The following is a 23,616-nucleotide window of genomic DNA, read 5'->3' on the forward strand; positions in this document are numbered from 1 at the left end:
TTTAATGAAAAATCGATTATTACGAATAAATAAGCACTTTTTGATGCGAATTAAAATGATACCTATAAAGTAAATGATTGATCGTTAAACCGTATAGCGTTTGCTTAGCCCCCATTCCGCCAAAATACGACGATACATTGTTGATGAACGATCGGCTTCAAAATGTGCTTCCATACTAATATCTAAAGGCAACTCTTCAGGCTTCTGAGCTTCCACCATTTCTTGATCTTCAGCAAAAATCTGTGCATTAAAATCATAGACGGCTTGTAAATCCCCTGTCGTATCAAAATTACGGGTCAAAGGCACAAATAAACGCGTTTTGTTGTGCGACATCGGACAACAAGCATTTAAAATCTTTAATACACCATCATTTGGGAAGTGAATCGTCAACACTGCTGAAAACGGCGGATACACGTCAAAAATACGTTCCCATAAAAAATCATCGGGTGCGAGATGCTGCATCCCATGTGGGTAATTACTCACATTACTGACATATTCAGTGTGTAAACCATAATCGGTACGTTCTGTCGAATATTTCGGAACAACTGGATTTTCACGGTCAGCAAAAGCTTCATGATGCACCCATGCAAAATGTGCCACATCAATAAAACCCTCTAATTGACGACCACTTGAACCAGCAATATCAACATAAGGTGGCAAAATCGCTTGATGCTGATTACTGTCCCATGTGTCTAGTGCTGGGAAATTCGCAGCGCTTTCATCTCGACCTAAAATGCTCGTCCACACCAAGCCATATTTTATAACGACAGGAAACTTAGTTAGGGTGAAACGGTCTGAAATTTTTGTCAGATCAGGTTGCGCAGGAATCTTGGTACATTTACCCTCTTCATTAAAATGTAGTCCGTGATAAGGGCAAATAATTGTTTCCCCATTCACCCAGCCTTTGCTTAATGGCACACCTCGATGTGGGCAAATATCTCGAACTAAATGAATAGTGCCTGACTCAGTTTTATAAATTGCCATATTCAGATCAAGCAGTGTGACTTGATGAGGCTTCGTTGTCACATCTTCAACACGAGCAACAGGATACCAATGTTGCGCCAAGATTTGCCAATCTTGATCATCAAATTGGCTATGGCATGGCTTATTTGGCAGGTTAATCAGAGGAATCGCATTCATGTTGTGCTCACACTATTTTTTCTGTAGATCATTGATCTCTTTCTCTAAATTAGTTTGGGGGATATCTTATTTTTCGTCTATTAGAATGATCTCAATGAAGCATTCTAAAAATTAGAACAGATCGGCACTAAAATTGCTTTTCTCTCCGCAATGCTTTTATCTAAAGAGAATGTGCAATGGCATTACCATTTTCACGTTTTGCTGAATATTTTATTGCGGTCGCTAAAACTGGAAGCCTGCGAAAAGCTGCCGATCAACTTTATATTTCAGTTTCAGCGGTACACAGACAAATTGTTCTCGCGGAAGAAGAGCTTGGCGTTGCATTATTTGAACGGCTACCAAATGGTTTAAAACTCACATTGGCTGGTGAGCTTCTCTATGCTGATTTACGCAGTTGGCAAAAAGATTTTCAAATGACACAAAAGCGTTTGAATGAAATTCAGGGGCTACAGCGTGGCACGATTGAGTTTGGAATGATTTCTGCTTTAAGTGAAAGCTTTGTGACGCAAGTCATTCAATCCATACATCAACAATATGCATGGATCAATTTCAATATCCGCATTTTGGATAGCGATCATGTGGCTGAAATGGTGATGAATGCCGAACTTGATTTTGGATTAATCCTAAATCCTAAACATCAACACCAATTACATGTAAATGCATTTATTGAAATGCCACTTGGGATTGTCATGTCCAAACAACATCCTCTCGCTACAAAAGAGCACATTTATTTTTCAGATACGCTTGAATCTAATCACATTATTCCAGCTGCACCTTTAATTATCCATGATCATGTCACTGCTTTATATAAGAAACATGACTTTAATCCAAGACATCAAATTGAATGTAATGATATTCGGATGATGATTTCTTTACTCAAGCAAAACTTGGGGATTAGCATCATGAGTTATCTTGATGTTTACCCATTTATAGAAAGTGGCGAGTTTGAGTTTAGAACAATTAAAGAAAATGGATTGCACCCCATCACCCTTGCATTATGTGTTGCACCAAAACGGCAACTTTCAAGAATTTCTCAAATTATGATGAATCAAATCATTGAAGAAATGGAGGCACTAAAATCGGGCATGATGAAATATTACCCTTGAATAAAGAAAGATATTTGCACCAAATTAAATCAAATAAGCATATGATTTAAATAAATTTATTATTTGACACCAAAATAGATCATCGAGTAATTTGATGTGAAGTTTCACGTACTATGAATCATCAGGCATCCACATGACAATCTCAGAAAAATCGCCTCATTTCACTGCTCAATACCCTCGGGATATGCTCGGTTATGCCAATCACCCTCCTCATGCTCAGTGGCCAAATCAAGCTAAAATTGCGGTTCAATTTGTTTTAAATTATGAAGAAGGCGGTGAAAAACATATTCTGCATGGTGATGATGGTTCAGAGCAGTTCCTCTCTGAAATCAGTGGGGCTGATAGTTATCCTGCTCGTCATCTTTCGATGGATTCCATCTACGAGTATGGTTCACGTGTTGGGTTTTGGCGAATTCAACAGGAGTTTGCTAAACGTCATTTACCGATGACGATTTTTGCTGTTGCGATGGCATTACAACGAAATCCTTTAGTGGTTGAAGCAATCAAACAAAATCACTATGACGTTGTTTCTCATGGCTTGCGTTGGATTCATTATCAAAATATAGATGTTGAAACAGAGAAAGCGCACATGGCTGAGGCGATGCAAATTTTAAGAGATTTATTCGGTGAGTACCCGACAGGTTGGTACACAGGTCGCGATAGTCCCAATACACGTCAGCTGTTAGCTAATTATGATCATGTGCAATATGACAGTGACTATTACGGCGATGACCTACCTTTTTGGTCATCATTGACGAAAGAGAATGGCGAAACTCGTCCGCATCTTATTATTCCTTATACTCTTGATACCAATGATATGAAGTTCGCATCTCCAACTGGTTTTAATCGGAGTGAGGACTTTTTTGAATATTTAAAAGATGCTTTTGATGTGTTGTATGCAGAAGGCACAACATCCCCAAAAATGTTATCGATTGGGATGCATTGTCGTATTTTAGGTCGTCCTGCGCGTTTTAAGGCATTGCAACGATTTTTGGATTATGTTCAAAGCCATGATCAGGTTTGGATATGTACGCGTCAGCAAATCGCAGATCATTGGTATAAATATCATCCTTATCAGGGGTAAATCTATCGTTAGACTGGCGGCATCCTTGCCGCCCCACACGATAGTAATCAACGCTATAAATTCAAAGCGCTTAAGTTCTACTAGGGTCTGTTGACATTTCACCTTGCGAGCTTTCAGCTCTCATTGCGACAGTGAGTGTTTTTTAGACGATACAAGGCATGTTTTGCGAAATTTAGTCATTCTAAATAATGAGAAACACTGTTTCGCAAGATAACGCAGTATGAGGAACAACGTTCCGCAAGTAAAATACCCCTGTCCTCGAGCTTCGCCTTGCGCTGCGATCAAAGCAGTGCTTTGCTCTTGCTCAGGGTTATGGCTAAAACTTCCTCAAACTTCGTTATGAAACTTGACAAGGGGGATGCCATTGCCTGCGTTTCATGCCTTGTTTGTGTCGTTTTAACCTATAACGCAATGCATGGCTGAAATGTCAACAGACCCTAAAGTAAATCATAGCCTAGTAATATTACATAACTGCTTAGGCTATTTTCGCCATTTCCACACTCCTCTGTTGCAAGAGTTTTACTGCATCCTTAGCTTGCGAAGCCAATTCCATCATATCTAAATCAGGAATTTGATCATTTTCCATCACCATTTTCCCTGCGGTAAACATTGCTTGGATATGTGCCCGACCACCACTCGCGACAGGAGCAATTGCCATATCATGTAAGCCAAAATAACGAGGATCATCTAAACGGTACAGCACTAAATCAGCTTGTTGACCTACTTCAATCGTACCCACTTGATCTAAGCCTAAGATTTTAGCGCCTCCAACTGTGCCCCAACGTACAATATCTTCAATAGTCGCAGCATCAGCCCCGCCTTCAAATTGCCCACCCTCGTACTGTGGGACAGCCAACATCCCTTTTCGAGCACGTTGCAATAACCACGCTGCATGTGTTTCTGACAACATATCAGCAGCCTCATTTGATGCTGCTCCATCAACACCAATCGAAATGGTCATGCCAGCTTTTTCTAAAGTCACTAAATCTGCAATACCACTACCCAAACGCGCATTACTTTGTGGGCAATGTGCAACACCTGTATGGGTTTGCCCCAAGATTTGAATTTCTTCAGGTAATAGCTTCACAAGATGTGCAAACCAAACATCATCTCCCACCCAATCATTTTCGGCACAATATTGCACAGGCGTCATGTTAAATTTGGCTTTTGCCGCATCCAGATAATCTACCGTTTCAGATAAATGACTATGCATTCGGATACCTAGTTGACGCGCGATCTTGGCACTTTCTCGAAACTGTTGCGCTGTCGTTGAGTGTAAAGTCGATGTCGGCGCCATCACAATTTTACGAAAAGCATGACCATCTGGTTGATGATACTGCTGAACTAAGCGCTCAATATCCGCCATATAGTCATCGAACTTTTCAGGGCGCAACACCTGTGGTAATTCACTTTCTAAACCTCGCGTGAGTGTTGCACCACCTCGACACAACACAAAACGCATGCCTAGCTTTTCTGCTTCATCAAATAATATCGCAGCGCCATCAAACGGCATTTTTGGCCAATATAAATAGTGATGATCGGCGACTGTTGCACAGCCCGAACGTAATAATTCAATTAAGCCAATACGAACTGCAACTCTAAATGTTTCTTCATCAAATGCACCACGAAAACGATATGGGGTGCTGGCAAGCCAAGCTGTTAAACTTTGATTTAAGCCTTGCGGCTCACCTTTCAGTAAAGATTGAAACAAATGATGATGTGTATTGACCCACGCTGGATAAATAACGCAATCTTTTGCACTCACCACCTGTTCATGTGGTTGTTGCCTAAGCTGACCTATTTCCTTAATTTTGCCATCTTGAATACGAATATCAGTGGCAGAAGACCGCGCGGCATTCGCTGATAAACCTGTCAAAATCGCATGGGCATTTTTAATTAAATAACTGTTGTTCATCATACTTGTTCACTCTCATGCCATTTATTTAAGAAAATACGACTCAACAAAGACATGACGACAAATAATCCTAGACCTGTACAAGTAATTAAAAATAAAGCGGCAAACATTAATGGTAAATCTAACTGGAAACCCGCTTGTAGGATTTGATACGCCAAGCCAGCACTAGTACCACCTGCTCCTGCAACAAACTCAGATACCACTGCACCGATCAAAGCCAAACCACAGGAAATTCGTAAACCACCAAAGAAATAAGGCAATGCATTTGGTACACGTAAGCGCATTAAAATTTGCCAACGGCTCGCTTTATTAATCTGAAATACGTTGAGCAAGCCTTTATTTACGCTGCGTAAACCGAGAGTTGTATTGGTTAAAATTGGAAAAATTGCCACTAACATTGCACACACAACCAGTGCCAGAGTTGTATTTTGAATCCAAATAATTACCAATGGCGCAATTGCAACAATTGGCGTAACCTGAAATAAAATTGCATACGGCATAAAACATGCCTCAAGCATACGACTTTGTACAAATACAAAAGCAACCAAAGTTCCAATGATGACTGCACACGCAAACGCCAACATAGTAATTTTCAAGGTGACCCATAAACTACCAAATAGCAAACCCGATTGATTGATCATGCTCATTGCAATGTCACTCGGTTTCGGCACGATATAAACAGGAATATTCATCTGTTGAAAACTCAGTTGCCAAACTAGAAGTAGCAACAAACCTAAACTCAGTGGCGCAGCAATACGCTGGATCGCAGGATTTTGCAATAAAGGTTTAATCATGATCATGTCCTCCACTTGCTTCGGCTAATAATTCAGAAAGATGAGAGCATTGTTTGATAAAGCCTTCAGAGGTTCTAAAAGATTCATCGCGTTGATACGGTCCATCCACAGGTAGATCTGCAACCACTCGCCCTGGGCGTGCACCCATCACAATCACACGTGAAGACAAATAGACCGCTTCATAAATACTATGGGTAACGAACACGACCGTTAGATCACGCTCTGACCAAAGTTTGCGAATGTCACTATCTAATTTATGCCGCGTAAACTCATCTAAAGCGCCAAAGGGTTCATCCATCAGTAATAAATCAGGTTCTGTAACCAATGCTCTTGCAAGTGAAGCACGCATTTGCATACCGCCAGATAGTTCTCTTGGATAGGCTTTAGCAAATTTATCCAAACCAACAGCTTTTAAAGCTTCGTGGACTTTTGGCGTACTTTCTGATTTGGCAACATGCCTTAAATCCAAAGGTAAACGAACATTATCTTCAATATTTGACCACGGCATTAAGGTGGCTTCCTGAAATACCATCGCCATTTTGCATTGTGACTGAATATCGGCCTTGCCGTTCCAACGTACATGACCCGCAGAAGGCTGCTCAAGGTCGGCAAACATTTTTAATAAGGTACTTTTGCCGCACCCCGATGGTCCAAGTAAAGAGACAATTTCACCACGCGCAATATTGAGGTCTAGACGTTGTAACGCATGTGTGCCATTTGGATAAGTTTTTTCTGCGCCTCTGACCATAATCATTGGCGTTACGAAATTTGATGATTCTTTGACTGGAATATCAACAGATAAAGCTGAATTCATATGGTTTCCCCTTTGTGCAAATGCCCTATTTTCTTAACCGATTCAAAACAGCTTATTTCTTCGCAGTATTAACGAACTGTGTTGTATAAGCCGATTTCCAATTGGTTTTGGCATTCAGTAAACCTGCACCCACCATAAAGTCACGTGTTGCTTTCCAACGGGCATCGGTCATCACACCAACACCCATTTTTTTTGCATCGCCACCGTCAATTAAATTGCGTTTACGCATTTGATCCACGGCAAAAGCCAGTAGCTCATCATTCATATTTGGATTTTCTTTTTTAATTACTGCATTTCCTAATTTCGGATCTGCTAAATAATTTTTCCAACCCTCCATCGAGGCTTGAACAAAACGGCGAAGCACATCTGGCTTTGCTTGAATTACATCATTGCGTGTAACCAAAATACCGCCATAAGCAGGATAACCAGCATCGGCGAATAAGAAGAAATTACTTGAAGGTTCAGCTTTTTTTGCTTGTAACACTTCTGAAGTCGCATAAGCTTGTTGCGCAACATTTTTCCCTGCAAGGAATGGCTGCATGTTAAATGTATACGGTCGTGCTTGAGCTGCATTTAAATGATATTTACCTTTCAACCAAGGCCACCAACTTGCTTGACCACTCGTCGAGACAAGAATCGTTTTTCCTTTCAGATCAGCTAAAGATTTAACATCGCTATGTGTGAGTATTCCTTGTGGATCAAATTGAAATGGTGCAGCAATGGCTTTGATTGGGAAATTGCTTTCAATTCCTTTTAGAACTTGTAAATCGTAATTAATAATAATATCTGCACGTTTTGAGAGTAATAAAGTCATATTGTTGACTTGTGGCCCGCCGATTTTAATATCGACATCTAGACCATATTTTTTATAAATCCCTTGTGCTAAAGCTTGATAGTAACCACCTTGTTCAGCTTGTGCATACCATGTGGTTTGTAGAACCAATTTATCGGCAGCTTGAGTAAATGAACTGAATAATAGTGCGCTTGCAATGACAGTTAATCGTCCTTTGCCTACATAGTGCTGAATTTTCATAAGTAAGACCCCTAAATATGTATGAACTCATTTCGCTATTCTTTTAGGGGAATCAAAACCAAATGTATAAAAGCACACAGATTCTCTCAAAGCCAAATAATGACTTTGTCCCCAAAAGAGGAACAGCTAACGCTGCAGAGCAATGTCCCATGTGTAATACACACTAACCGCTTATACTCACTTATGATTTAGCAAACACCATGCCAGCATTTATTTAATAGATATTTTTCATATAGATAGATTAACAGACTAGATTTCATATTGATGTCAGCTATTCATTCTTCACTGGCATTTGCGCTTTATGCTGAGTTATTTTAGATAAAAAAATAAAATGCACCATTTTAAGACCATACCATGCGCAAAAAAGAATCAAATATTAAATTAACCACCAAACCTATTGATTTATTTTCATCTAATCAGCATTAAATCTAGCATTTTACAGACACTAATCCAACTTGTAGCTTATTTATAAACATTGGTATAGAAAATGCTTATATAGATCTGTCAGAGTAGAAGCGTTCAGCATATATCTAAAAATATATGTGGGTCATTGCTCAGAAATAAGCTCACTTTCTATTGATTTAGAAAGTGTTGCTCTTTTTTGAAAAAATGACCCAGTCGCCTTTCATTCAATTTGATTGGGTCATGGTCTATCCAAAAATTGAGGTGAAATATGAATGCAAACATGACCAACTTAGCCGAAGAAAATAACTACAGCCTCGAAGAACTCCAGAAAGAATCTCGCATGGGCGCTTTAGGTCAAGAAACATTTGAACGTGAAGTTCGCGTGATTGATTTATCTGACTTCGAACAACGTAAGTATGACATAGCAGATCAGCTTTGGTCAGCCGCAACAGATATTGGTTTTTTTCAAGTTTCAAATCATGGCATTGATTTAGATCAAATCAAAAATGCCTTTGAAATGACTGAAAACTTTTTCAATCTTCCTGAACACATCAAAGCACAATACCCATTGAACCGTAATGCGGGCTGGGAAAGTAAAGCGCAAATTCGACCATCCACCAGTACGCCTGATCAAAAAGAATCTTATCAAATCACTCGTCCACGTATGGCTGGCTTATATCCAAGCGAACAAGAATTACCGACATTTAAAGCAACCATGCTAGAGTTTGAAAAATCTTGCTGGCAAGTCGGTATGAAAATATTATCTTGCTTCGCCTACAAACTTGGCTTTGCAGATAATTTCTTTGCGCTTGCACATGATCCAGACCAAGAAACATATCAAAGTACTCTGCGGATGTTGCACTACTATGCAATCGACCCAGCCATTAAAGATCAACTTGGTTTATGGCGTGCAGGTGCACACACTGATTTTGATTGCTTAACTTTATTGTTCCAGCGCAAAGGTCAAGGCGGCTTGCAAGTCTGTCCTGGTAAAGATATGGAGCAACAACAATGGACAAGCATTGAACCAAGAGACGATGTGATTACCTGTAATATTGGAGATATGTTGATGCGTTGGAGCGATGATCAATTGCCATCTAATTTCCATCGTGTAAAAAATCCTGAAGCTCATGAATATCAGGGTCCACGATATAGTTTGGCATTCTTTTGCCAAGCCAATGAAGATGTTGTGATTGAAAGTCCTAAAAAGAAATACCCTGTGATCACGGCTAAGGAATATTTAAAACAAAGAATTAGTGCAAATTTTGAAGGAAAATACTGAGTAAATTTGCGGTCAGAGACTCACTATCTCTGACTGCAACTGTTGTTCAATAATCCAACATGACTGAGCCAAATGATGCACATCACAATTTTTGCCCTCACCGATACGATCCACCACTAAAAAATCACTTTTGGCTTCTAAAGTAATGAGTGGATGGTGCCAAACCCCTTGGTGATAAGTAACACCCTGCTTACCGTTGGTGAGAAATGCATAGATTTTTTGTTCATTCGGTTGCGTTTGATCTAAAGGAAGCGCCACGATGACTATAAATTTTTGCTGTTGTAGTGAGATAAACGACTGTGAGCCATAAGGATGACGCTCCAGCATGTCGATTTTAAATGGAATCTCTGTTGCAGATAAATTATAGAAAACACTGATCCCCACAGCAACATTGTCGCCAGACACTTGTGCAATAGATAATGCATGATAGCGCTCTGTTAAACCTTGATTAATCGGAAAAAAATCATGATTTTCTTTTTCAATCACATCGCCAAAAGCTGCGAAGTTGGCTTGAGTTAATGGCTGAATCTGGATACTTTTCTTCATAGATTGATTTTCACTTTAATACCTTGAATTTAATTTAAAAGTTATCTAATTCTTGAAAAATGATTAGCAGAGTCATTCTGAGTTATCATCAAATCTCAGGATAAACCTGCGGTTCGCCCTACCTTACGAAACGTTGTTTCTCATTTCGGGAAAAGTAGGCAAAACCATTTGTTAGAATGACATTACGTCCATGTAATACAGTCCAACGGGCGGCATCCATGCCGCCTCCGCGATAGTAAATAAATACCTAAATTTCATATCTAATACTACTTAATAATTTTTCCCCATAAACGAATGCGACTAATCCCACCATCAGGAATCATATTTACACGGATATAATTCACTTTTTGATGCTGTAAAATTTCTGCAAGATATTCATGAATTGCATCCATGGATAAAGGTTGCTGCTCCAATAAAAAAGACCAAAACATACTTTGAGGAATCAATTGCGCATCGGTTGCATCCTCAATATACGCAGCTTGGATTGAACAAAATGCAGGGTAATTCCCTTTAAAATAAGCGGTATCAACTTCAATTTTTTCTACATGCCCCGCCTGCCCTAAAGCAATAATGCACCAATCAAATCCAGGTTCACGGCGACGCTTAGTTTCCCATCCATCACCCATATTGATGCCACGATCAGGACTTAATAAGTTATTGGGATGACCAAAATGTGCATCGCTAAAAGCAACAACTCGCCCACCATTTTTCAATCCAATTAGATCCATTTGCTGAGTCGTATCTACATGCTCTAAAACGACATTTCCATAGACACGTAAACGGGCAATTCCCCCGTCTGGAAAAATATTGATGCGGATATGCGTAATCTTTTGAGGATGACACTTAAAAAAATGATGATGATCGGGTGACAATACTGAGTTTTCTAATAATGAAATCCACTCCACTTGATCGAGTTGCTCATCTGGTGCATAACATCCTTCAATGGACGCCGATGCAGGATAATTTCCTGTGAAAAATGAAGTATCAATGTCAAAACCAGAGACTGTTCCAGTAACTCCTAAACGGACAACACACCAGTCATAGCCTGCTTCGCGTTTACGTCGAGTTTCCCAACCATCCATCCATTTACCATTATCATCATATTTACCTTCGATGAACTTGGCGGGTTCAGTTTGAAGCATTCTTTTGGCTTCTGCGAAAAAATCATCTGAACAAGACACAATGGTTGCACCAATTCGGGTATCAGCCAAATTCGTTAAACCCTGTAAATGATCTGGTAAAGTTACTGTTTTCGCTATATGCACCGTCATTGATCAATCCTAAATATTTTTACTTCAATTCAATTATGCAAAAACCAGTCCAACTGGTCTGACCTGTTATAAAAATATTCCTAATTTTTAATTGAGTCACTAAAAAAATCGTAATTTTTGTGTAGAATCAAACTGTTTATTATTTTTGGATGCGTCGCCAATGAACCCACAAGCTGTGCTCAATGGAAAATCATCTCAGGTGACTGAGCAAGCTGTGGAAGTGATTCATCAACGCATTCAACAAGGCAGCTATGCGATTGGATCAGCCTTGCCCTCGCAACGTGATTTAGCGGCACAACTCGGCATAAGCCGCGCCTCTTTACGTGAAGCCCTGACTCGTCTTGCAGCCTTAGGTCTCTTAGAAATCAAAGCAGGTAAAGGCGTTTATGTCATCTCACAACATAGCCAAGCGGCTGAACAATGGGATGGAGAACATCGAGTTTCATTAAAAGACTTTTATCAATTACGCTATGTACTTGAAGGCTTTTGTGCCCTACTTGCATGTGAATATTTAACTGAACAAGATAAAACAATATTGCAGCAATATTATGAAAATCTAGCACATGCAGTCAAAGAACAGGACTGGCAAGCCGCTTCTGAATTTGACTATGCGTTTCATCAACATGTGATCGAGTTGAGTCACAATCAATCTATTATTCAAACTCTTAAAATGCATACTGAATGGATTAAAAAGAGTCAAATTCTTCCATTTGTTCAACCAAACTTAGCATTCAAGACCATTCAAGAACATGATTTGATATTGCAAGCACTTTTCCAACAAGACGCACCTGCTGCTGAAAAAGCCATGCGCGCACATATTATTGGTGCTGCACAAAGAGCTGGTGTTTATTTTTCTCGACATGATAGCTAAACGTACGCAAATTAACTTTGAATATGTCTAACCGATAAGATCAGTACAAGTTGCACCACTTTATTTCACGTTCTGAACAATGATATTGCGCCTCACCCTATCTTGCATTCTAATGATGCAAAACTACTGGTATGACCAGTAAAACCAGTTTATAAAATTGGCACGCTTCTCGCTTAATACTCCTTAGAAATTTTTGATGAATTGATAAAATATTTAGGGTCTAAAAATGAATATTGCGATTGTTGGTGCAGGTATGGGCGGTTTAACGGCTGGTATCGCTTTAAAAAAGTTTGGTCATCAAGTCACGATCTACGAACAAGCTGCTGAGATTCTACCTGTTGGAGCTGCGATTTCACTTTGGTCAAATGGTGTAAAGTGCCTTAACTATTTAGGGCTGACTGATCAGATTCAAGCATTGGGCGGAGATATGCAATCTCTTGCCTATGTTGATGGACTGAATCAGCACACCATGACTCAATTCAGCTTAACTCCACTCTATAAAGAAGTTGGGCAACGAGCCTACCCTGTTGCTCGTGCTGACTTACAACAATTATTGATGCAGCAATTCGGTATGGAAGATATCAAACTCGGTATGAAAATGATGGCAATTGAAGATCATGCTAATCATGTCTGTTTGCATTTTCACGATGGTTCTCAAGTCCAAGCTGATCTTTTAATTGGTGCAGATGGCACACATTCAATTACACGTAAATTTGTTCTTGGCTATCAAGTGGAACGCCGCTACGCAGGCTATGTAAACTGGAATGGTTTGATTGAAATTAATGAGGCTATTGCACCAGCACAACAATGGACAACTTATGTAGGTGAAGGAAAACGTGTATCTCTCATGCCTGTCGCTGAAAATCGATTCTATTTCTTCTTTGATGTACCCATAGAGGTCGGTTTACCTAACCAACGTGATCAATATAAAACTGAATTGAAAAAGCATTTTCAAGACTGGTGTGCACCTGTGCATCAATTGATTGATTGCTTAGACGAACAAAGAACCAATCGTGTCGAAATTCATGACATTGAACCTTTTATGAATTTTTATAAAGGTCGCGTGGTGTTATTAGGCGATGCGGCGCACAGTACGACTCCTGATATAGGTCAAGGTGGTTGCCAAGCGATGGAAGATGCGATTTACTTGGCACGCGCTTTGCAGATAAATACTTTTGGATTGGATGATGCGCTTGAGCGTTATCAAAATAAACGTAATGATCGCACCAAAGAAATGGTACTACGTGCGCGTAAACGTTGCGATGTAACACATATGAAAGATCAAAAAGTGACTGAAGAATGGTATCAATCACTCTATACAGAACAAGGATCACACATCATGCAAGGAATTATTAGCAATATTGTGGGAAATCCTTTAGATTGATAACAACAAGTTTTAACCCCCCCCTTTAATGGGGGTTTTTTTATTCATTTTTAGCTTTTCTAAGCACGTCTGTTGTTGCATGCTCAAAAGATCACCTAGATATAATTTTTAGATCTACGGTTGAGCACTATCTAAAGCCATCTTTAATATTATTTTCAGTTCTTGCTCAACATTATCCAAAGAAGACGTGCTTCTAGCAGCACGGCATATCGCTACAGTCCCTTCAATAGATGCAATGATTAAATCCGCCAACCCAGTCGCTCTTTGTTGGTTCAATCCATCTCGGCATAAGGCTTCGACTAATATTTTCTGCCAATCTTTAAAAATCTTATCCACCAACACCAACAATTGTTCTTCAGCTTCGTCTGAGGGATTACCATCCTCACCGATATACTGTTCGGATGCCACAGCCAAAATCGGACAGCCTGCTTTGTACTCCGTATCATTTAAAATTTTCCGCCACCATCCAATAAATAATGCTAAGCCTTCAATACTGCTATTTTGCTCCATCACTGCTTTTAAAGGTTTACTCACCTCATCGCCACCAAGCTGTACGGCTTCGATGACTAACTGCAATTTTCCATTGGGAAAATGATGCTTGATCGAACCTCTTGGCGTATCCGTATATCGGACAACTTCTCTAACGCTTGTTGCATTTAGTCCACGTCTACGAATGAGCTCCATAGTGCCTGCAATCATTTTATTACGCGTGCTCAAGGCCATTATAAAACTCCAAACCATAAAAAACCGTTGACTATGTCATGCGACATAGTCTAGCATCACCTTAATTATGCCATATAGCATAATTAATTTTAAATACTACGTAACCCTTTCTACTCTTAATTCAGGCATGAGTTTATGGAGCTACAAATCAAATTGTATAAGATGCTCATTTGGCTAACATTATACGCCTCAGCATTGCATTTTTTCGATAATGTTTATTTTTTTGATCAATATCCTGAACCAGCTTGGTTAACTGCACCAATTGTTGGAGCATTATGGATACCACTTGCATTGTTAGCGCATCGCGCGATTGACCGAATTTATATGGGGAAAATTGAGTATAGTTTTGTACTTATACATTCATTTGTGTTGGCGAATTGGATTTCTCTTGGGCATTATTTATTTGCAAGTCCAGCTGTTGTTTTACCTAGGATTAATTTTGCAATCTTTTTACAAGTTATCTTCGCAACATTGCTGCTCATTTATACACTTTACTTACAATACACCCGTTTCACCAAATCATTACCGTTTAGCCGTCGTACATGGTTAGTCAATATCGGTTTATTCATCATCACTATTATTGTTCTTGAATTGATCTGGCCATCTACGTGGGACAACTGGTGGTTTTTTTGGTCATGAAGATGAAAGATGAAACGATTGATCACCTAATTATCTTACTCGCACTCCTAGCTCCGATGTTATTAGTCGCATTGAGTAAGTGGCAAGACTCATTAAACACTTGGTATATCCCATTGAGTCAGAATCCACATACATACTTTAGTGATAATTTGGAAAGAAATATTTTAAAAGTAGCTCCAACCGAAAAATCAGTGAATTTGTATTTCATTGCTGATATGAACTGTGCTTGTACGCAAGCAACTCTCAACATATTAAAAGCAGCGATGCAGAGTTCTACAAAGTCAAAAATCCAGCTTACCGTCCTCGATATTCATTCACCTAAAGCAAAACAAATCGGTTGGCAGAACATCATCAATGAGATTCCTGCAACGCCTACGCTTTTAGTAACGGATCATGAAAGATTAGTTTATGCAGGTCCTGTTACTGCTGGTGATATGTGTACGACCAATGTTCAGAAAATTTTAGGTCTATCTATTTTAGAAGCTGAACCACAAAAACCTATTCTGAATTGGTTAGAAAAAGGCTGTTATTGCCCGATTAAACCCAATTTAGCCTGATTAATTTTACTCATATTTTCATTGATTAAGGTCTATATATTATGTCTCACAACACTGAAGCCATAACCGTAAACTCTTTCACGATCACGACCTCTGATGATTTCAAGTTAGCAGCAACTAGCTATGAACCTCCTGCTCCAATTGCAAATATCATCATTGCTGGTGCAACGGGTGTACCTCAAGACTTCTATAGAAGATTCTCCAGATTCGCAGCTAAAAATGGTTATCGCACAATCACTTTTGACTATAGAGGTATTAGTAAATCTAAAACCCAAGATCTTAACGGATTCAAAGCAAGTTTTACTGACTGGGCAACACTGGATCTTGCGGCGGTTGTAGATGAAATCGTTGATGATAAATCTGAAACATTCATGGTCGCACATTCATTTGGTGGCCATGCTTTTGGTCAACTGCCAAATCACCAAAAAATTGCAGGAATGTACGTTTTTGCGACTGGTGCTGGTTGGCGTGGTTGGATGCCAAAGTATGAATCTATACGTGTAAATATTATGTGGAATGCGATTTTGCCAACCCTCACATTCTTAAAAGGATATACACCTATGTCCATGCTTGGTATGGGAGAGGATTTACCTTTTGGGGTTTATCAACAATGGCGTAAATGGTGCAAATATCCACATTACTTTTTTGATGATCCCAAAGTGTCTACAGCAATGAAAGAAAAATTTGCGGAAGTTAAAGTCCCTATTGTTGCGGCGAATGCTGTCGACGACTCATGGGCAACACCACGATCACGCGATGCTTTCATCAAAGGATATAAAAATGCAGATGTGACCTGTAAAGATATTCTTCTCACACCATCATTGCCTAAAGTTGGACACATGGGATATTTCAGACCTGAATCAGAGAAATTATGGATTGATGTTCTTGAATGGATTACAGTAAACAAGAAGGATTGAATATGAAAAAGTACAAATTGATTTTTGCGATTTTTTTCATAATCATTTGTTTAATCCTAATTGTTCTTTTGAAATCTAGAGAAGACAATCAAGACAATACATCAATGCTGAATACTCCTATTAATACCTCATTAGGCGGTCACTTTTACTTACCATCTACATTAGGTAAGCCACTCGACTCAAGAGAGTTAAAGGGCCAAATCACTTTAATGACTTTCGGCTATACAAATTGTGAGGAAGTTTGTCCTATTGGATTAATGCGGTTACATCAAGTTATCAAAGAGCTCGGAAAAGAGACTAAAGATATTAACGTGATCTTTGTGTCTTTTGACTCATCTCATAATCTTGATGAACTCGCAGATTACATTCATAAGTTTGACTCAAAAATTATTGGTATTACTGGAACTGAACAAGAGATTTCAAATCTGACAAAACTCTATGGTGTTGTCTATCCGAAAGGAAGAGAAATTGATGGCAAAGCGTTATTTGACCATAATGGATTTATATATTTATTAGATCAAAACGGTCGTGTTAGAGCGATTTATCCCAATCGAACGACATCATCGACAATTCTCAAAGACATAACATCACTAAAAGAAAATCACTAAATGATTTCAAAGGTTGAATACATTTCAATATCTTCTTCATTAAAATATATTCAACCTTTTTTTAAACCACTCAGTTAAAAAGTGGTTTAAAAGTGACAGTAAATTTTAATTCAACTCAATCCATCTAAGCGAGTGCTTAAAACTTATAACTCAATGTAAAGCGGTTTTGTAAAAAGTCTTTTTCATAACGTGGTGAAGTTTGGATACCAAAGAAATTACTCACACTGAAACCTTTTAAAGCACCTGTAAAATTATAGATCCCGAAAATCATATATTCAGATTGATTTCGACTTGCTACATTCTCTTTTTCTTTCAAATCCATAAATGAATAACGTGCCCCTGCGATTACTTGATCAGTTACTTTACCTTCAAGTGAAAGCATAAATGCATTTCCTGCACCGAGATCTTGTGTGCTGGTAAAAAATGGTTGTGCGAAGATTTCCCCTGAAGAAGTTTTGGTTGCGTACGGCGTTAATAAAGCACCATTTAAATAACTTTCGCTGTCTGGTTTGATGTAGTTATAGGCCACTTTCAAACTCGCTTTAGACAATACTTTCAACGCAGCTTGTGCACCAAAAATTTGACTATTCACCTCACCTGCCAATGCTTTGCCTTGATCTTTACCTGAAATATATTGCACAGAAAACTCTGGCGAATAATTTAATTTGGGAAAAGATAGATCGGCTTGGGTATAGATCAAACGCGTGTAATCATCATAATCTTGATACCAAAGCTGCGCCTTTAATTTTTTATCACTGGCTAAATAAAAACTTTTACCCAAACCAAATGACCATAAACCATCTGTTTCGATATTTGAGTTTTGACGAGATGTCTTAGTAAATTCATCTTCGCCATAGCTTTTGTATTTATTCACCTTGGTTAGACGTAAAAAGTCAGTATTATTGCCGACCTGAACATCTGCGGCTTGGTATAAATACATCAAAACACGACGGTCTGCATAATCTCCCATAAACGGTAAATTCAAACGTTGATTACCAATGGTGACTCGCGCAAGATCATTTTTCCAAGTCAAATATGCTTCAGCTAAACCATCACGATCTTCTTTTAACTCGTCAACTTCATCATTTTGATTTTTATCATCTAAACGACGTTGTAAGTCATAACCAACCGCTGCTTGTACACCGAGAAATGGCGCTGTTTCATATCGGACATAACCACCAATGGCGACCGTATCTTGGTTCAAATTATTGACAAAATAACCATTATTTAACGAGTAATAGGTCGATTTCACTACACCATGTAGCGTTCCACATCCCAACATTTCTTGTACGGATTGCACTGAATTATCTTGGACTTTACAGTCCTGCCCTAAATTAAAGAGTCCATTTAAGCTGGTATCCGCAGCCCAAACCTGATTCATACTCCCCATTGCAATCAGCAAAGTTGCAGATTTCAAAGTAAAATTTTTCATAAAGTTCCCCGAATGATGCATTTAAAAATCAACTCAATCCATTTTTTAAGTTGTCAAAACCCCAACTTTTAACTTTTTTGAAGTCAAAAGCTCCCCAAGACCTATTCAAAATTGAATAAGCGATTTTTAAATGGTTGATGATTAAAATTAAAAACGTTGCTTGTTAAAAACTGAGGTCATTAAGGTTGAAATTAATGACCTGAATTAACAGGTAGTGTTGCAATTTCCGAAGACTTCTTGGTAAACGGTAAGTGGTTAAACACAATATTTAAGAAAATGGCAGTGAGGCAAGCGGAGCTAATGCCTGAATGAAGAAGTGTTTGTACCCAAATCGGAAACTGTGCATAGAACTCATGATTTACGATTGGAATCATCCCGATAGCCAACGAAGTCGCCACAATAATTAAGTTCTTGTGATCGTTATAATCAACTTTCGCCAAAGTACGAATACCACTCGCCGCCACTGTACCAAATAACACGATTCCCGCGCCCCCTAGTACTGGCATTGGTATCGAAGCCACTAAACGACCTACGATTGGCAATAATCCCAACACGATTAAGATTCCACCTGCAGTTGCAACTACAAAACGACTTTTGATGCCTGTAATCGCAACCAGCCCTACATTTTGGGCAAATGCGGTTTGCATAAATGAACCAAAGATCGGTGAAACTGCACTCGACAACATATCTGCACGCAAACCATCGCCGATACGTTTTGAATCAACTTTAGTGCCCACGATCTCTCCGATCGCAATAATATCCGCTGTTGTTTCCGTCATGATGACTAAAGTCACGATAGTCATAGAAAGAATTGCAGAGAATTCAAAAACTGGAGAACCAAAGTGGAAAAAGCTAGGTAAAGCAAAAATAGAACCTGATGCAACTTTGGAGAAATCTGCAAAGCCAGCGAAATAAGCCAGAATCGTACCCAATACAATAGCAATTAAAATTGCCAGTCGACGTAGAATTTGACTGCGTAACATACTAAAGATGATCACGATTGCCAGAGTCATAACAGCAAGTCCGACATTTGCTGGATCGCCCCAGTTTTCTGCCTTTGGATTTCCCCCCATAATCCAACGAATCGCTACAGGTGTAAGCGATATACCGATCATGGTAATCACACAACCCGTCACGACGGGCGGAAAGAATCGAATGATCTTGGCAAAAAAAGGAGTTAGAAATAATCCGATAATCGAAGCCACAATGACGGCACCAAATGCAGATGGTAGCCCACCACCAGTACTGACAATGGCAAGAATCGTGGCAACCCCTGCAAAAGAGACACCTTGCACAATGGGTAATTTCGCCCCGAAATGTTTAAAACCAATGGTTTGTAAAACTGTGGCAATTCCCCCGACGAACAGTGCTGCAGCAACTAATAATGCGATTTCCGAACCGTCTAAACCTGCGGCTGCACCAATAATCAGTGGTGGAGCGATAATTCCACCATACATGGTCAGCACATGTTGCAAACCATAGATGATATTTTTGTTCATCCCCAAATATTGATGTTCTGCTGAAACATCCATATCGACATCACTGTGCACTTTGTCTTGATGCATGAAGTTATTCCTCAAATAAGATTAATCATGTCTACATCGGTTAATTTCTAAATTAGCTGCCACGGTAGGTTGAGTAAGAAAATGGACTGATTAATAGCGGTACGTGATAATGCTGTTGTGTATCAAGCACTTTAAAATCAATGCACACTCTCGGATAAAAACTCTCTGTATTTAACGATTGAAAATAGTCTGAAATTTCAAAAATCAGTTGGTAATTCCCTTGCGTAAAAGACTCAAACTCAAATGCCTTAATACGTCCATCAGCATCCGTCTGTTGCTCATCAGATAGCATGTATTGTTGCTCTACTTTTCGAAATAATTTGACAGTAACTCCAACTGCTGGTTTTCCGAGTGAAGCATTTAGAATGTGCGTACTAATACCAGCCATTATTGAATCTCCTGTTTTAAGCGAATAAGTGCAATCTCAGCCAATTGTTGCTGAACTTCTTGCTGCTCCTGCACCACACTATTGTTTAAACGGCGTTGTAGCTCAGCTAACATTTCTGCGCCAGTTCGCCCTGCCGCACGAATTAAAAATATATGTCCAAATTTAGATTCGTAATCTAAATTGCCCTGATACAGTGCTTGTTGAAGCTCTTCATCTGTCCCAAGTTGCCCTTGCTCTTTGGCTGAAAAGCGCTGTTCTTTTTCAGACAATGCACTCGCTGCTTTTTTCTCACCGATCCGAGGGTGCTGCGCTAAAGCATTTGCTATCTCTGACCATTGCCATGTTTGAGCTTGAATTTTGGCAGTCTGATACAATGCATCACGAGTTGAATATGGACGATGCTGAACTAAATGCTCAATCCATGAATGAATATGGACACATGGGCTTAATGCCGCTTCGGCATGCGTTGTATCCAATTGATTGAATTGTTCCAAGTCCATTTTTGCTCCAATTTATTGCATTGTCTGACTGGTCTGACCAGATGTATTTATATTAAGCAATGAATATGCCAATTTTCTAGTTTGGTTTCATCTTTTTGATTATCGATTATGAGATTTTATAAAATACATGGCTTGCATGATTTAAATAAAAAAGCCTGCAAAAATAAAATTTTGCAGGCTTTAGAACAGATCAATTAAACGCTTAATTTAAGCTATAAGCAATCACATAATCACCATGATCTGGCGATTGACGTGCACCACCAGCGGTAATCAATACATATTGCTTCCCTGATTTAGGGGAAACATAACTAATCGGTGTTGCTTGGCTACCCACTGGTAAACGAGACTTCCATAAGACTTTACCTGTAGATGAATCTAAGGCACGTAAATAGTAGTCTTGTGTCGCAGCAAAGAAGACTAAACCACCTTGCGTTGCCATCGGCCCACCGATCGTTGGCATCCCAATTGGTGCTTTAAGCCCCATTTTGATTCCCATTGGACCAGTATCTTCTACAGTACCCATTGGAACTTGCCATGCAATTTGACGCGTTTTCATATCGATTGCAGTCATTGTTCCATACGGCGGTTTTTGGCATGGAATATTCAACTTGGACCAAAAGCGATCTTTGTTAACTTTATATGGTGTACCTTTCATTGGTACTGCACCCATACCTGTATTCACTTTCTCACCACCATTAGCTTCAAGCGCTAAATCTTCAGGTGTCTGTTCAATTAACTGAATCCATAAGCCTAAACGCATGTCATTCACAAACATGTATTGATGACTTGGATCAAACGCAATACTGCCCCAATTCATACCACCCAATGAGCCTGGGAAACTCAAAGATTTGTCTTTGCCAGGTGCTGTATATAAGCCTTCGTAACGCATCGATTTAAAATTGATACGACACATCAGCTGATCAAAAGGTGTCGCACCCCACATATCAGACTCAGTCAAAGTTGCATTACCAATTTGTGGCATTTCAACTGATCGAGGTTGCGTTGGGCTATATTGTTCACCTTCGATATCCGCTGGCTTGACAGGTTGTTCAATCACTTTTGTCAAAGGCTGCCCTGTTAAGCGGTCTAAGACAAAGAATTGACCTGATTTAGTTCCAATTACAACAGCAGGTTTATTGCTGCCATCTTTCATCGGGAAGTTCACCAAACTTGGCTGCATCGGTAAATCAAAATCCCATAAGTCATTATGAACCGTTTGATAAACCCATTTTTCTTTACCTGTTGTCGCATCTAAAGCTAAAACAGATGAATTGTATTTATGATCTAAAGGTTGACGATTGCCGCCCCAAACATCGACAGATGAGCTACCCATTGGTAAAAACACGGTATTCATTTGCGGATCATATGACATCGCTGCCCAAGAGTTCGCCGAACTACGTTTGTATGTTTCGCCTTCTTTAAGCATGTAATTTGGATCAGGATTTCGTGGATCAAACACCCAACGTAATTCACCTGTAATGACATCGTATGCACGAATCACTCCACCCGGCATATCTGCTGCGAAGTTATCTGCAATTCGGCTTCCAACGACGAGCACTGTTCCCGCAATCGTTGGGGCTGAAGTTACTTCAAAACGTGGCGCTTTGGTACCCTCGCCTAAACCTTTGAGTAAGTCCACCGTACCGTTCACACCAAAATCTTTACAACGTTCTCCTGTATCCGCATTTACTGCAATTAATCGTCCATCTGGTGTATTGGTATACACACGTCTTAAACATGCTGTATCTGTTGCAACCGTTTTAACGGGTGTGGCACCAGCTAATGTTGGCTGGGCTAAAGGTTGAGTCGAATCAAAATAAGCAACACCACGACAACGTTCCCACGCATCCGCTTTTGAATTAACTTCTGCTTTCCACAATTGCTTGCCAGAGTCAGCCTCTAAAGCAAAAATATTGTTATGTGGTGTACACAAGAAAATCTTATTGCCGACTTGTAAAGGTGTCATTTGATCTTCTGCACCATTGCCTGTACCCGTCGTAAAATCACCTGTACGAAAACGCCATACTTCTTTTAACTGATGAACATTATCTCGAGTAATTTGATCTAATGCGGCAAAGCGACTACCGCCCGAATCCTGTCCATAATGCTGCCAATTGGTCTGCATCATGTCTGTTTTAACTGGAACTAATGGTAGTTCCTGACCTGAAGCTGAAACAGTCGCATGAGGTTGGAACATTTGGTAGAGACCGACACACATGCCTAGAACAGTCAGTACACCTAAGCCATAAGCAGCTAAATCAGCACTCGGTTGAATTTGATAACGACGAATCGAAGGTAATGTAAACATCAATGCCGCAAACAAACCCGCTGGGAACATCAAACGTGAAAATAAGGGCCAAAATTCCCAACCCGCATCAAGAAGTGACCAAATAATCGTACCGATGAACACTAAGCTGAATAGCCAAACGCCAACTGCTTTCTTTTTAAAAATGAAAATTGCTGATGCTAACGTAAATACACCAGAGATCACGAAATACCATGATCCCCCTAATGTTACTAGCTTAGCGCCACCGACTGTAAAAAACAGTCCTGTGAGCAGTAATACTAAGCCTAAAATCAGACACCATATCTTCAGTATGGTATGTGAGCTTGTAGATTCAGACATACTTCATACTCCTATA

Annotated in this window: 22 protein-coding genes; 9 read left to right on the plus strand and 13 right to left on the minus strand. The window is 39.5% G+C overall.

What is annotated here, in order from left to right; translation table 11 throughout:
* Positions 1–84: 84 nt before the first annotated feature.
* Positions 85–1,140 (minus strand): aromatic ring-hydroxylating dioxygenase subunit alpha, encoded by a 1,056-nt coding sequence (locus tag ACT4_RS13275; RefSeq protein ID WP_007482903.1) that lies wholly within the window; start codon positions 1,138–1,140, stop codon positions 85–87.
* A gap of 176 nt (positions 1,141–1,316) precedes the next feature.
* On the opposite strand from ACT4_RS13275, the gene ACT4_RS13280 reads away from it, so the two are divergent.
* Positions 1,317–2,246, plus strand: a complete 930-nt coding sequence (locus tag ACT4_RS13280; protein WP_007482904.1) for a LysR family transcriptional regulator — start codon at positions 1,317–1,319, stop codon at positions 2,244–2,246.
* 133 nt (positions 2,247–2,379) lie between these two features.
* A complete protein-coding gene (gene puuE, locus ACT4_RS13285) occupies positions 2,380–3,330 on the plus strand; it encodes an allantoinase PuuE (protein WP_007482905.1) in 951 nt (316 codons plus the stop codon).
* A gap of 475 nt (positions 3,331–3,805) precedes the next feature.
* Here the strand turns inward: puuE and ACT4_RS13290 are convergent, their stop codons facing one another.
* The 4 genes from ACT4_RS13290 to ACT4_RS13305 are packed head-to-tail and all read right to left on the minus strand — an operon-like array spanning position 3,806 to position 7,886.
* On the minus strand, positions 3,806–5,248 hold the full coding sequence (locus tag ACT4_RS13290; protein ID WP_007482906.1) for an amidohydrolase family protein: 1,443 nt from the start codon (positions 5,246–5,248) through the stop codon (positions 3,806–3,808).
* Positions 5,245–6,039 carry an ABC transporter permease gene (locus tag ACT4_RS13295; RefSeq protein ID WP_007482908.1) on the minus strand — a complete coding sequence of 265 codons (795 nt, stop codon included), beginning with the start codon at positions 6,037–6,039 and terminating at the stop codon, positions 5,245–5,247. Before ACT4_RS13295 ends, ACT4_RS13290 begins: the two co-directional genes overlap by 4 nt.
* Complete coding sequence (locus ACT4_RS13300) at positions 6,032–6,853, minus strand: ABC transporter ATP-binding protein (RefSeq protein WP_007482909.1); 822 nt, start codon at positions 6,851–6,853, stop codon at positions 6,032–6,034. The genes ACT4_RS13295 and ACT4_RS13300 overlap by 8 nt, the downstream gene beginning before the upstream one ends.
* Before the next feature lie 52 nt (positions 6,854–6,905).
* Positions 6,906–7,886, minus strand: coding sequence for an ABC transporter substrate-binding protein (locus ACT4_RS13305; RefSeq protein ID WP_007482911.1), 981 nt, complete (start codon positions 7,884–7,886; stop codon positions 6,906–6,908).
* 673 nt (positions 7,887–8,559) lie between these two features.
* On the opposite strand from ACT4_RS13305, the gene ACT4_RS13310 reads away from it, so the two are divergent.
* Positions 8,560–9,573 (plus strand): isopenicillin N synthase family oxygenase, encoded by a 1,014-nt coding sequence (locus ACT4_RS13310; protein WP_007482912.1) that lies wholly within the window; start codon positions 8,560–8,562, stop codon positions 9,571–9,573.
* A 12-nt stretch (positions 9,574–9,585) separates the two neighbouring features.
* Here the strand turns inward: ACT4_RS13310 and ACT4_RS13315 are convergent, their stop codons facing one another.
* Together ACT4_RS13315 and alc are read right to left on the minus strand one after the other, a co-directional pair.
* Positions 9,586–10,119: an ureidoglycolate lyase gene (locus ACT4_RS13315; RefSeq protein ID WP_007482915.1), complete on the minus strand. Its 534-nt coding sequence runs from the start codon at positions 10,117–10,119 to the stop codon at positions 9,586–9,588.
* Positions 10,120–10,385: 266 nt separating this feature from the next.
* Positions 10,386–11,390 carry an allantoicase gene (gene alc / locus ACT4_RS13320; protein ID WP_007482917.1) on the minus strand — a complete coding sequence of 335 codons (1,005 nt, stop codon included), beginning with the start codon at positions 11,388–11,390 and terminating at the stop codon, positions 10,386–10,388.
* A 160-nt stretch (positions 11,391–11,550) separates the two neighbouring features.
* Here alc and ACT4_RS13325 point away from each other — a divergent pair, with 160 nt between their 5' ends.
* Both ACT4_RS13325 and hpxO read left to right on the plus strand, forming a co-directional pair.
* Positions 11,551–12,261 (plus strand): FadR/GntR family transcriptional regulator, encoded by a 711-nt coding sequence (locus tag ACT4_RS13325; RefSeq protein WP_007482919.1) that lies wholly within the window; start codon positions 11,551–11,553, stop codon positions 12,259–12,261.
* A gap of 226 nt (positions 12,262–12,487) precedes the next feature.
* Positions 12,488–13,645, plus strand: coding sequence for an FAD-dependent urate hydroxylase HpxO (gene hpxO, locus ACT4_RS13330; RefSeq protein ID WP_007482921.1), 1,158 nt, complete (start codon positions 12,488–12,490; stop codon positions 13,643–13,645).
* A 114-nt stretch (positions 13,646–13,759) separates the two neighbouring features.
* On the opposite strand, the gene ACT4_RS13335 is transcribed toward hpxO, so the two are convergent.
* Positions 13,760–14,368, minus strand: a complete 609-nt coding sequence (locus ACT4_RS13335; protein ID WP_007482923.1) for a TetR/AcrR family transcriptional regulator — start codon at positions 14,366–14,368, stop codon at positions 13,760–13,762.
* Between the two features lie 135 nt (positions 14,369–14,503).
* Here ACT4_RS13335 and ACT4_RS13340 point away from each other — a divergent pair, with 135 nt between their 5' ends.
* From ACT4_RS13340 to ACT4_RS13355, 4 genes are read left to right on the plus strand one after another with little or no spacing between them, the layout of a single operon-like run.
* Positions 14,504–15,007: a hypothetical protein gene (locus tag ACT4_RS13340; protein ID WP_007482925.1), complete on the plus strand. Its 504-nt coding sequence runs from the start codon at positions 14,504–14,506 to the stop codon at positions 15,005–15,007.
* On the plus strand, positions 15,004–15,564 hold the full coding sequence (locus ACT4_RS13345) for a DUF6436 domain-containing protein (protein ID WP_139023482.1): 561 nt from the start codon (positions 15,004–15,006) through the stop codon (positions 15,562–15,564). Before ACT4_RS13340 ends, ACT4_RS13345 begins: the two co-directional genes overlap by 4 nt.
* A gap of 41 nt (positions 15,565–15,605) precedes the next feature.
* Entirely contained in the window at positions 15,606–16,481 is an 876-nt protein-coding gene (locus ACT4_RS13350; RefSeq protein ID WP_007482930.1) for an alpha/beta fold hydrolase, read from the plus strand.
* 2 nt (positions 16,482–16,483) lie between these two features.
* Positions 16,484–17,089, plus strand: coding sequence for an SCO family protein (locus ACT4_RS13355; RefSeq protein ID WP_007482932.1), 606 nt, complete (start codon positions 16,484–16,486; stop codon positions 17,087–17,089).
* Between the two features lie 136 nt (positions 17,090–17,225).
* On the opposite strand, the gene ACT4_RS13360 is transcribed toward ACT4_RS13355, so the two are convergent.
* The 5 genes from ACT4_RS13360 to ACT4_RS13380 all read right to left on the minus strand — a co-directional run bounded on the left by ACT4_RS13360 (position 17,226) and on the right by ACT4_RS13380 (position 23,600).
* Positions 17,226–18,521 (minus strand): hypothetical protein, encoded by a 1,296-nt coding sequence (locus ACT4_RS13360; protein ID WP_007482935.1) that lies wholly within the window; start codon positions 18,519–18,521, stop codon positions 17,226–17,228.
* Between the two features lie 191 nt (positions 18,522–18,712).
* On the minus strand, positions 18,713–20,086 hold the full coding sequence (locus tag ACT4_RS13365) for a nucleobase:cation symporter-2 family protein (RefSeq protein WP_007482938.1): 1,374 nt from the start codon (positions 20,084–20,086) through the stop codon (positions 18,713–18,715).
* A 52-nt stretch (positions 20,087–20,138) separates the two neighbouring features.
* Complete coding sequence (gene uraH, locus ACT4_RS13370; protein ID WP_007482939.1) at positions 20,139–20,474, minus strand: hydroxyisourate hydrolase; 336 nt, start codon at positions 20,472–20,474, stop codon at positions 20,139–20,141.
* Entirely contained in the window at positions 20,474–20,974 is a 501-nt protein-coding gene (uraD, locus tag ACT4_RS13375) for a 2-oxo-4-hydroxy-4-carboxy-5-ureidoimidazoline decarboxylase (protein ID WP_007482940.1), read from the minus strand. The genes uraH and uraD overlap by 1 nt, the downstream gene beginning before the upstream one ends.
* Before the next feature lie 202 nt (positions 20,975–21,176).
* Positions 21,177–23,600 carry a glucose/quinate/shikimate family membrane-bound PQQ-dependent dehydrogenase gene (locus ACT4_RS13380; protein ID WP_007482942.1) on the minus strand — a complete coding sequence of 808 codons (2,424 nt, stop codon included), beginning with the start codon at positions 23,598–23,600 and terminating at the stop codon, positions 21,177–21,179.
* Between the last annotated feature and the right edge of the window lie 16 nt (positions 23,601–23,616).

Source organism: Acinetobacter sp. NBRC 100985, from assembly GCF_000241225.1.
Lineage (GTDB): Bacteria > Pseudomonadota > Gammaproteobacteria > Pseudomonadales > Moraxellaceae > Acinetobacter > Acinetobacter venetianus.

What these genes read in the sequence shown, in the direction of transcription:
- puuE (WP_007482905.1), top strand. Translation starts at nt 2,380, where the DNA reads ATGACAATCTCAGAAAAATCGCCTCATTTCACTGCTCAATACCCTCGG.
- ACT4_RS13300 (WP_007482909.1), bottom strand. Translation starts at nt 6,853, where the DNA reads ATGAATTCAGCTTTATCTGTTGATATTCCAGTCAAAGAATCATCAAAT.
- ACT4_RS13340 (WP_007482925.1), top strand. Translation starts at nt 14,504, where the DNA reads ATGGAGCTACAAATCAAATTGTATAAGATGCTCATTTGGCTAACATTA.
- ACT4_RS13355 (WP_007482932.1), top strand. Translation starts at nt 16,484, where the DNA reads ATGAAAAAGTACAAATTGATTTTTGCGATTTTTTTCATAATCATTTGT.
- ACT4_RS13345 (WP_139023482.1), top strand. Translation starts at nt 15,004, where the DNA reads ATGAAGATGAAAGATGAAACGATTGATCACCTAATTATCTTACTCGCA.
- ACT4_RS13280 (WP_007482904.1), top strand. Translation starts at nt 1,317, where the DNA reads ATGGCATTACCATTTTCACGTTTTGCTGAATATTTTATTGCGGTCGCT.
- hpxO (WP_007482921.1), top strand. Translation starts at nt 12,488, where the DNA reads ATGAATATTGCGATTGTTGGTGCAGGTATGGGCGGTTTAACGGCTGGT.
- ACT4_RS13360 (WP_007482935.1), bottom strand. Translation starts at nt 18,521, where the DNA reads ATGAAAAATTTTACTTTGAAATCTGCAACTTTGCTGATTGCAATGGGG.
- uraH (WP_007482939.1), bottom strand. Translation starts at nt 20,474, where the DNA reads ATGGCTGGTATTAGTACGCACATTCTAAATGCTTCACTCGGAAAACCA.
- alc (WP_007482917.1), bottom strand. Translation starts at nt 11,390, where the DNA reads ATGACGGTGCATATAGCGAAAACAGTAACTTTACCAGATCATTTACAG.
- ACT4_RS13335 (WP_007482923.1), bottom strand. Translation starts at nt 14,368, where the DNA reads ATGGCCTTGAGCACGCGTAATAAAATGATTGCAGGCACTATGGAGCTC.
- ACT4_RS13365 (WP_007482938.1), bottom strand. Translation starts at nt 20,086, where the DNA reads ATGCATCAAGACAAAGTGCACAGTGATGTCGATATGGATGTTTCAGCA.
- ACT4_RS13295 (WP_007482908.1), bottom strand. Translation starts at nt 6,039, where the DNA reads ATGATTAAACCTTTATTGCAAAATCCTGCGATCCAGCGTATTGCTGCG.
- uraD (WP_007482940.1), bottom strand. Translation starts at nt 20,974, where the DNA reads ATGGACTTGGAACAATTCAATCAATTGGATACAACGCATGCCGAAGCG.
- ACT4_RS13380 (WP_007482942.1), bottom strand. Translation starts at nt 23,600, where the DNA reads ATGTCTGAATCTACAAGCTCACATACCATACTGAAGATATGGTGTCTG.
- ACT4_RS13325 (WP_007482919.1), top strand. Translation starts at nt 11,551, where the DNA reads ATGAACCCACAAGCTGTGCTCAATGGAAAATCATCTCAGGTGACTGAG.
- ACT4_RS13350 (WP_007482930.1), top strand. Translation starts at nt 15,606, where the DNA reads ATGTCTCACAACACTGAAGCCATAACCGTAAACTCTTTCACGATCACG.
- ACT4_RS13305 (WP_007482911.1), bottom strand. Translation starts at nt 7,886, where the DNA reads ATGAAAATTCAGCACTATGTAGGCAAAGGACGATTAACTGTCATTGCA.
- ACT4_RS13275 (WP_007482903.1), bottom strand. Translation starts at nt 1,140, where the DNA reads ATGAATGCGATTCCTCTGATTAACCTGCCAAATAAGCCATGCCATAGC.
- ACT4_RS13310 (WP_007482912.1), top strand. Translation starts at nt 8,560, where the DNA reads ATGAATGCAAACATGACCAACTTAGCCGAAGAAAATAACTACAGCCTC.
- ACT4_RS13315 (WP_007482915.1), bottom strand. Translation starts at nt 10,119, where the DNA reads ATGAAGAAAAGTATCCAGATTCAGCCATTAACTCAAGCCAACTTCGCA.
- ACT4_RS13290 (WP_007482906.1), bottom strand. Translation starts at nt 5,248, where the DNA reads ATGATGAACAACAGTTATTTAATTAAAAATGCCCATGCGATTTTGACA.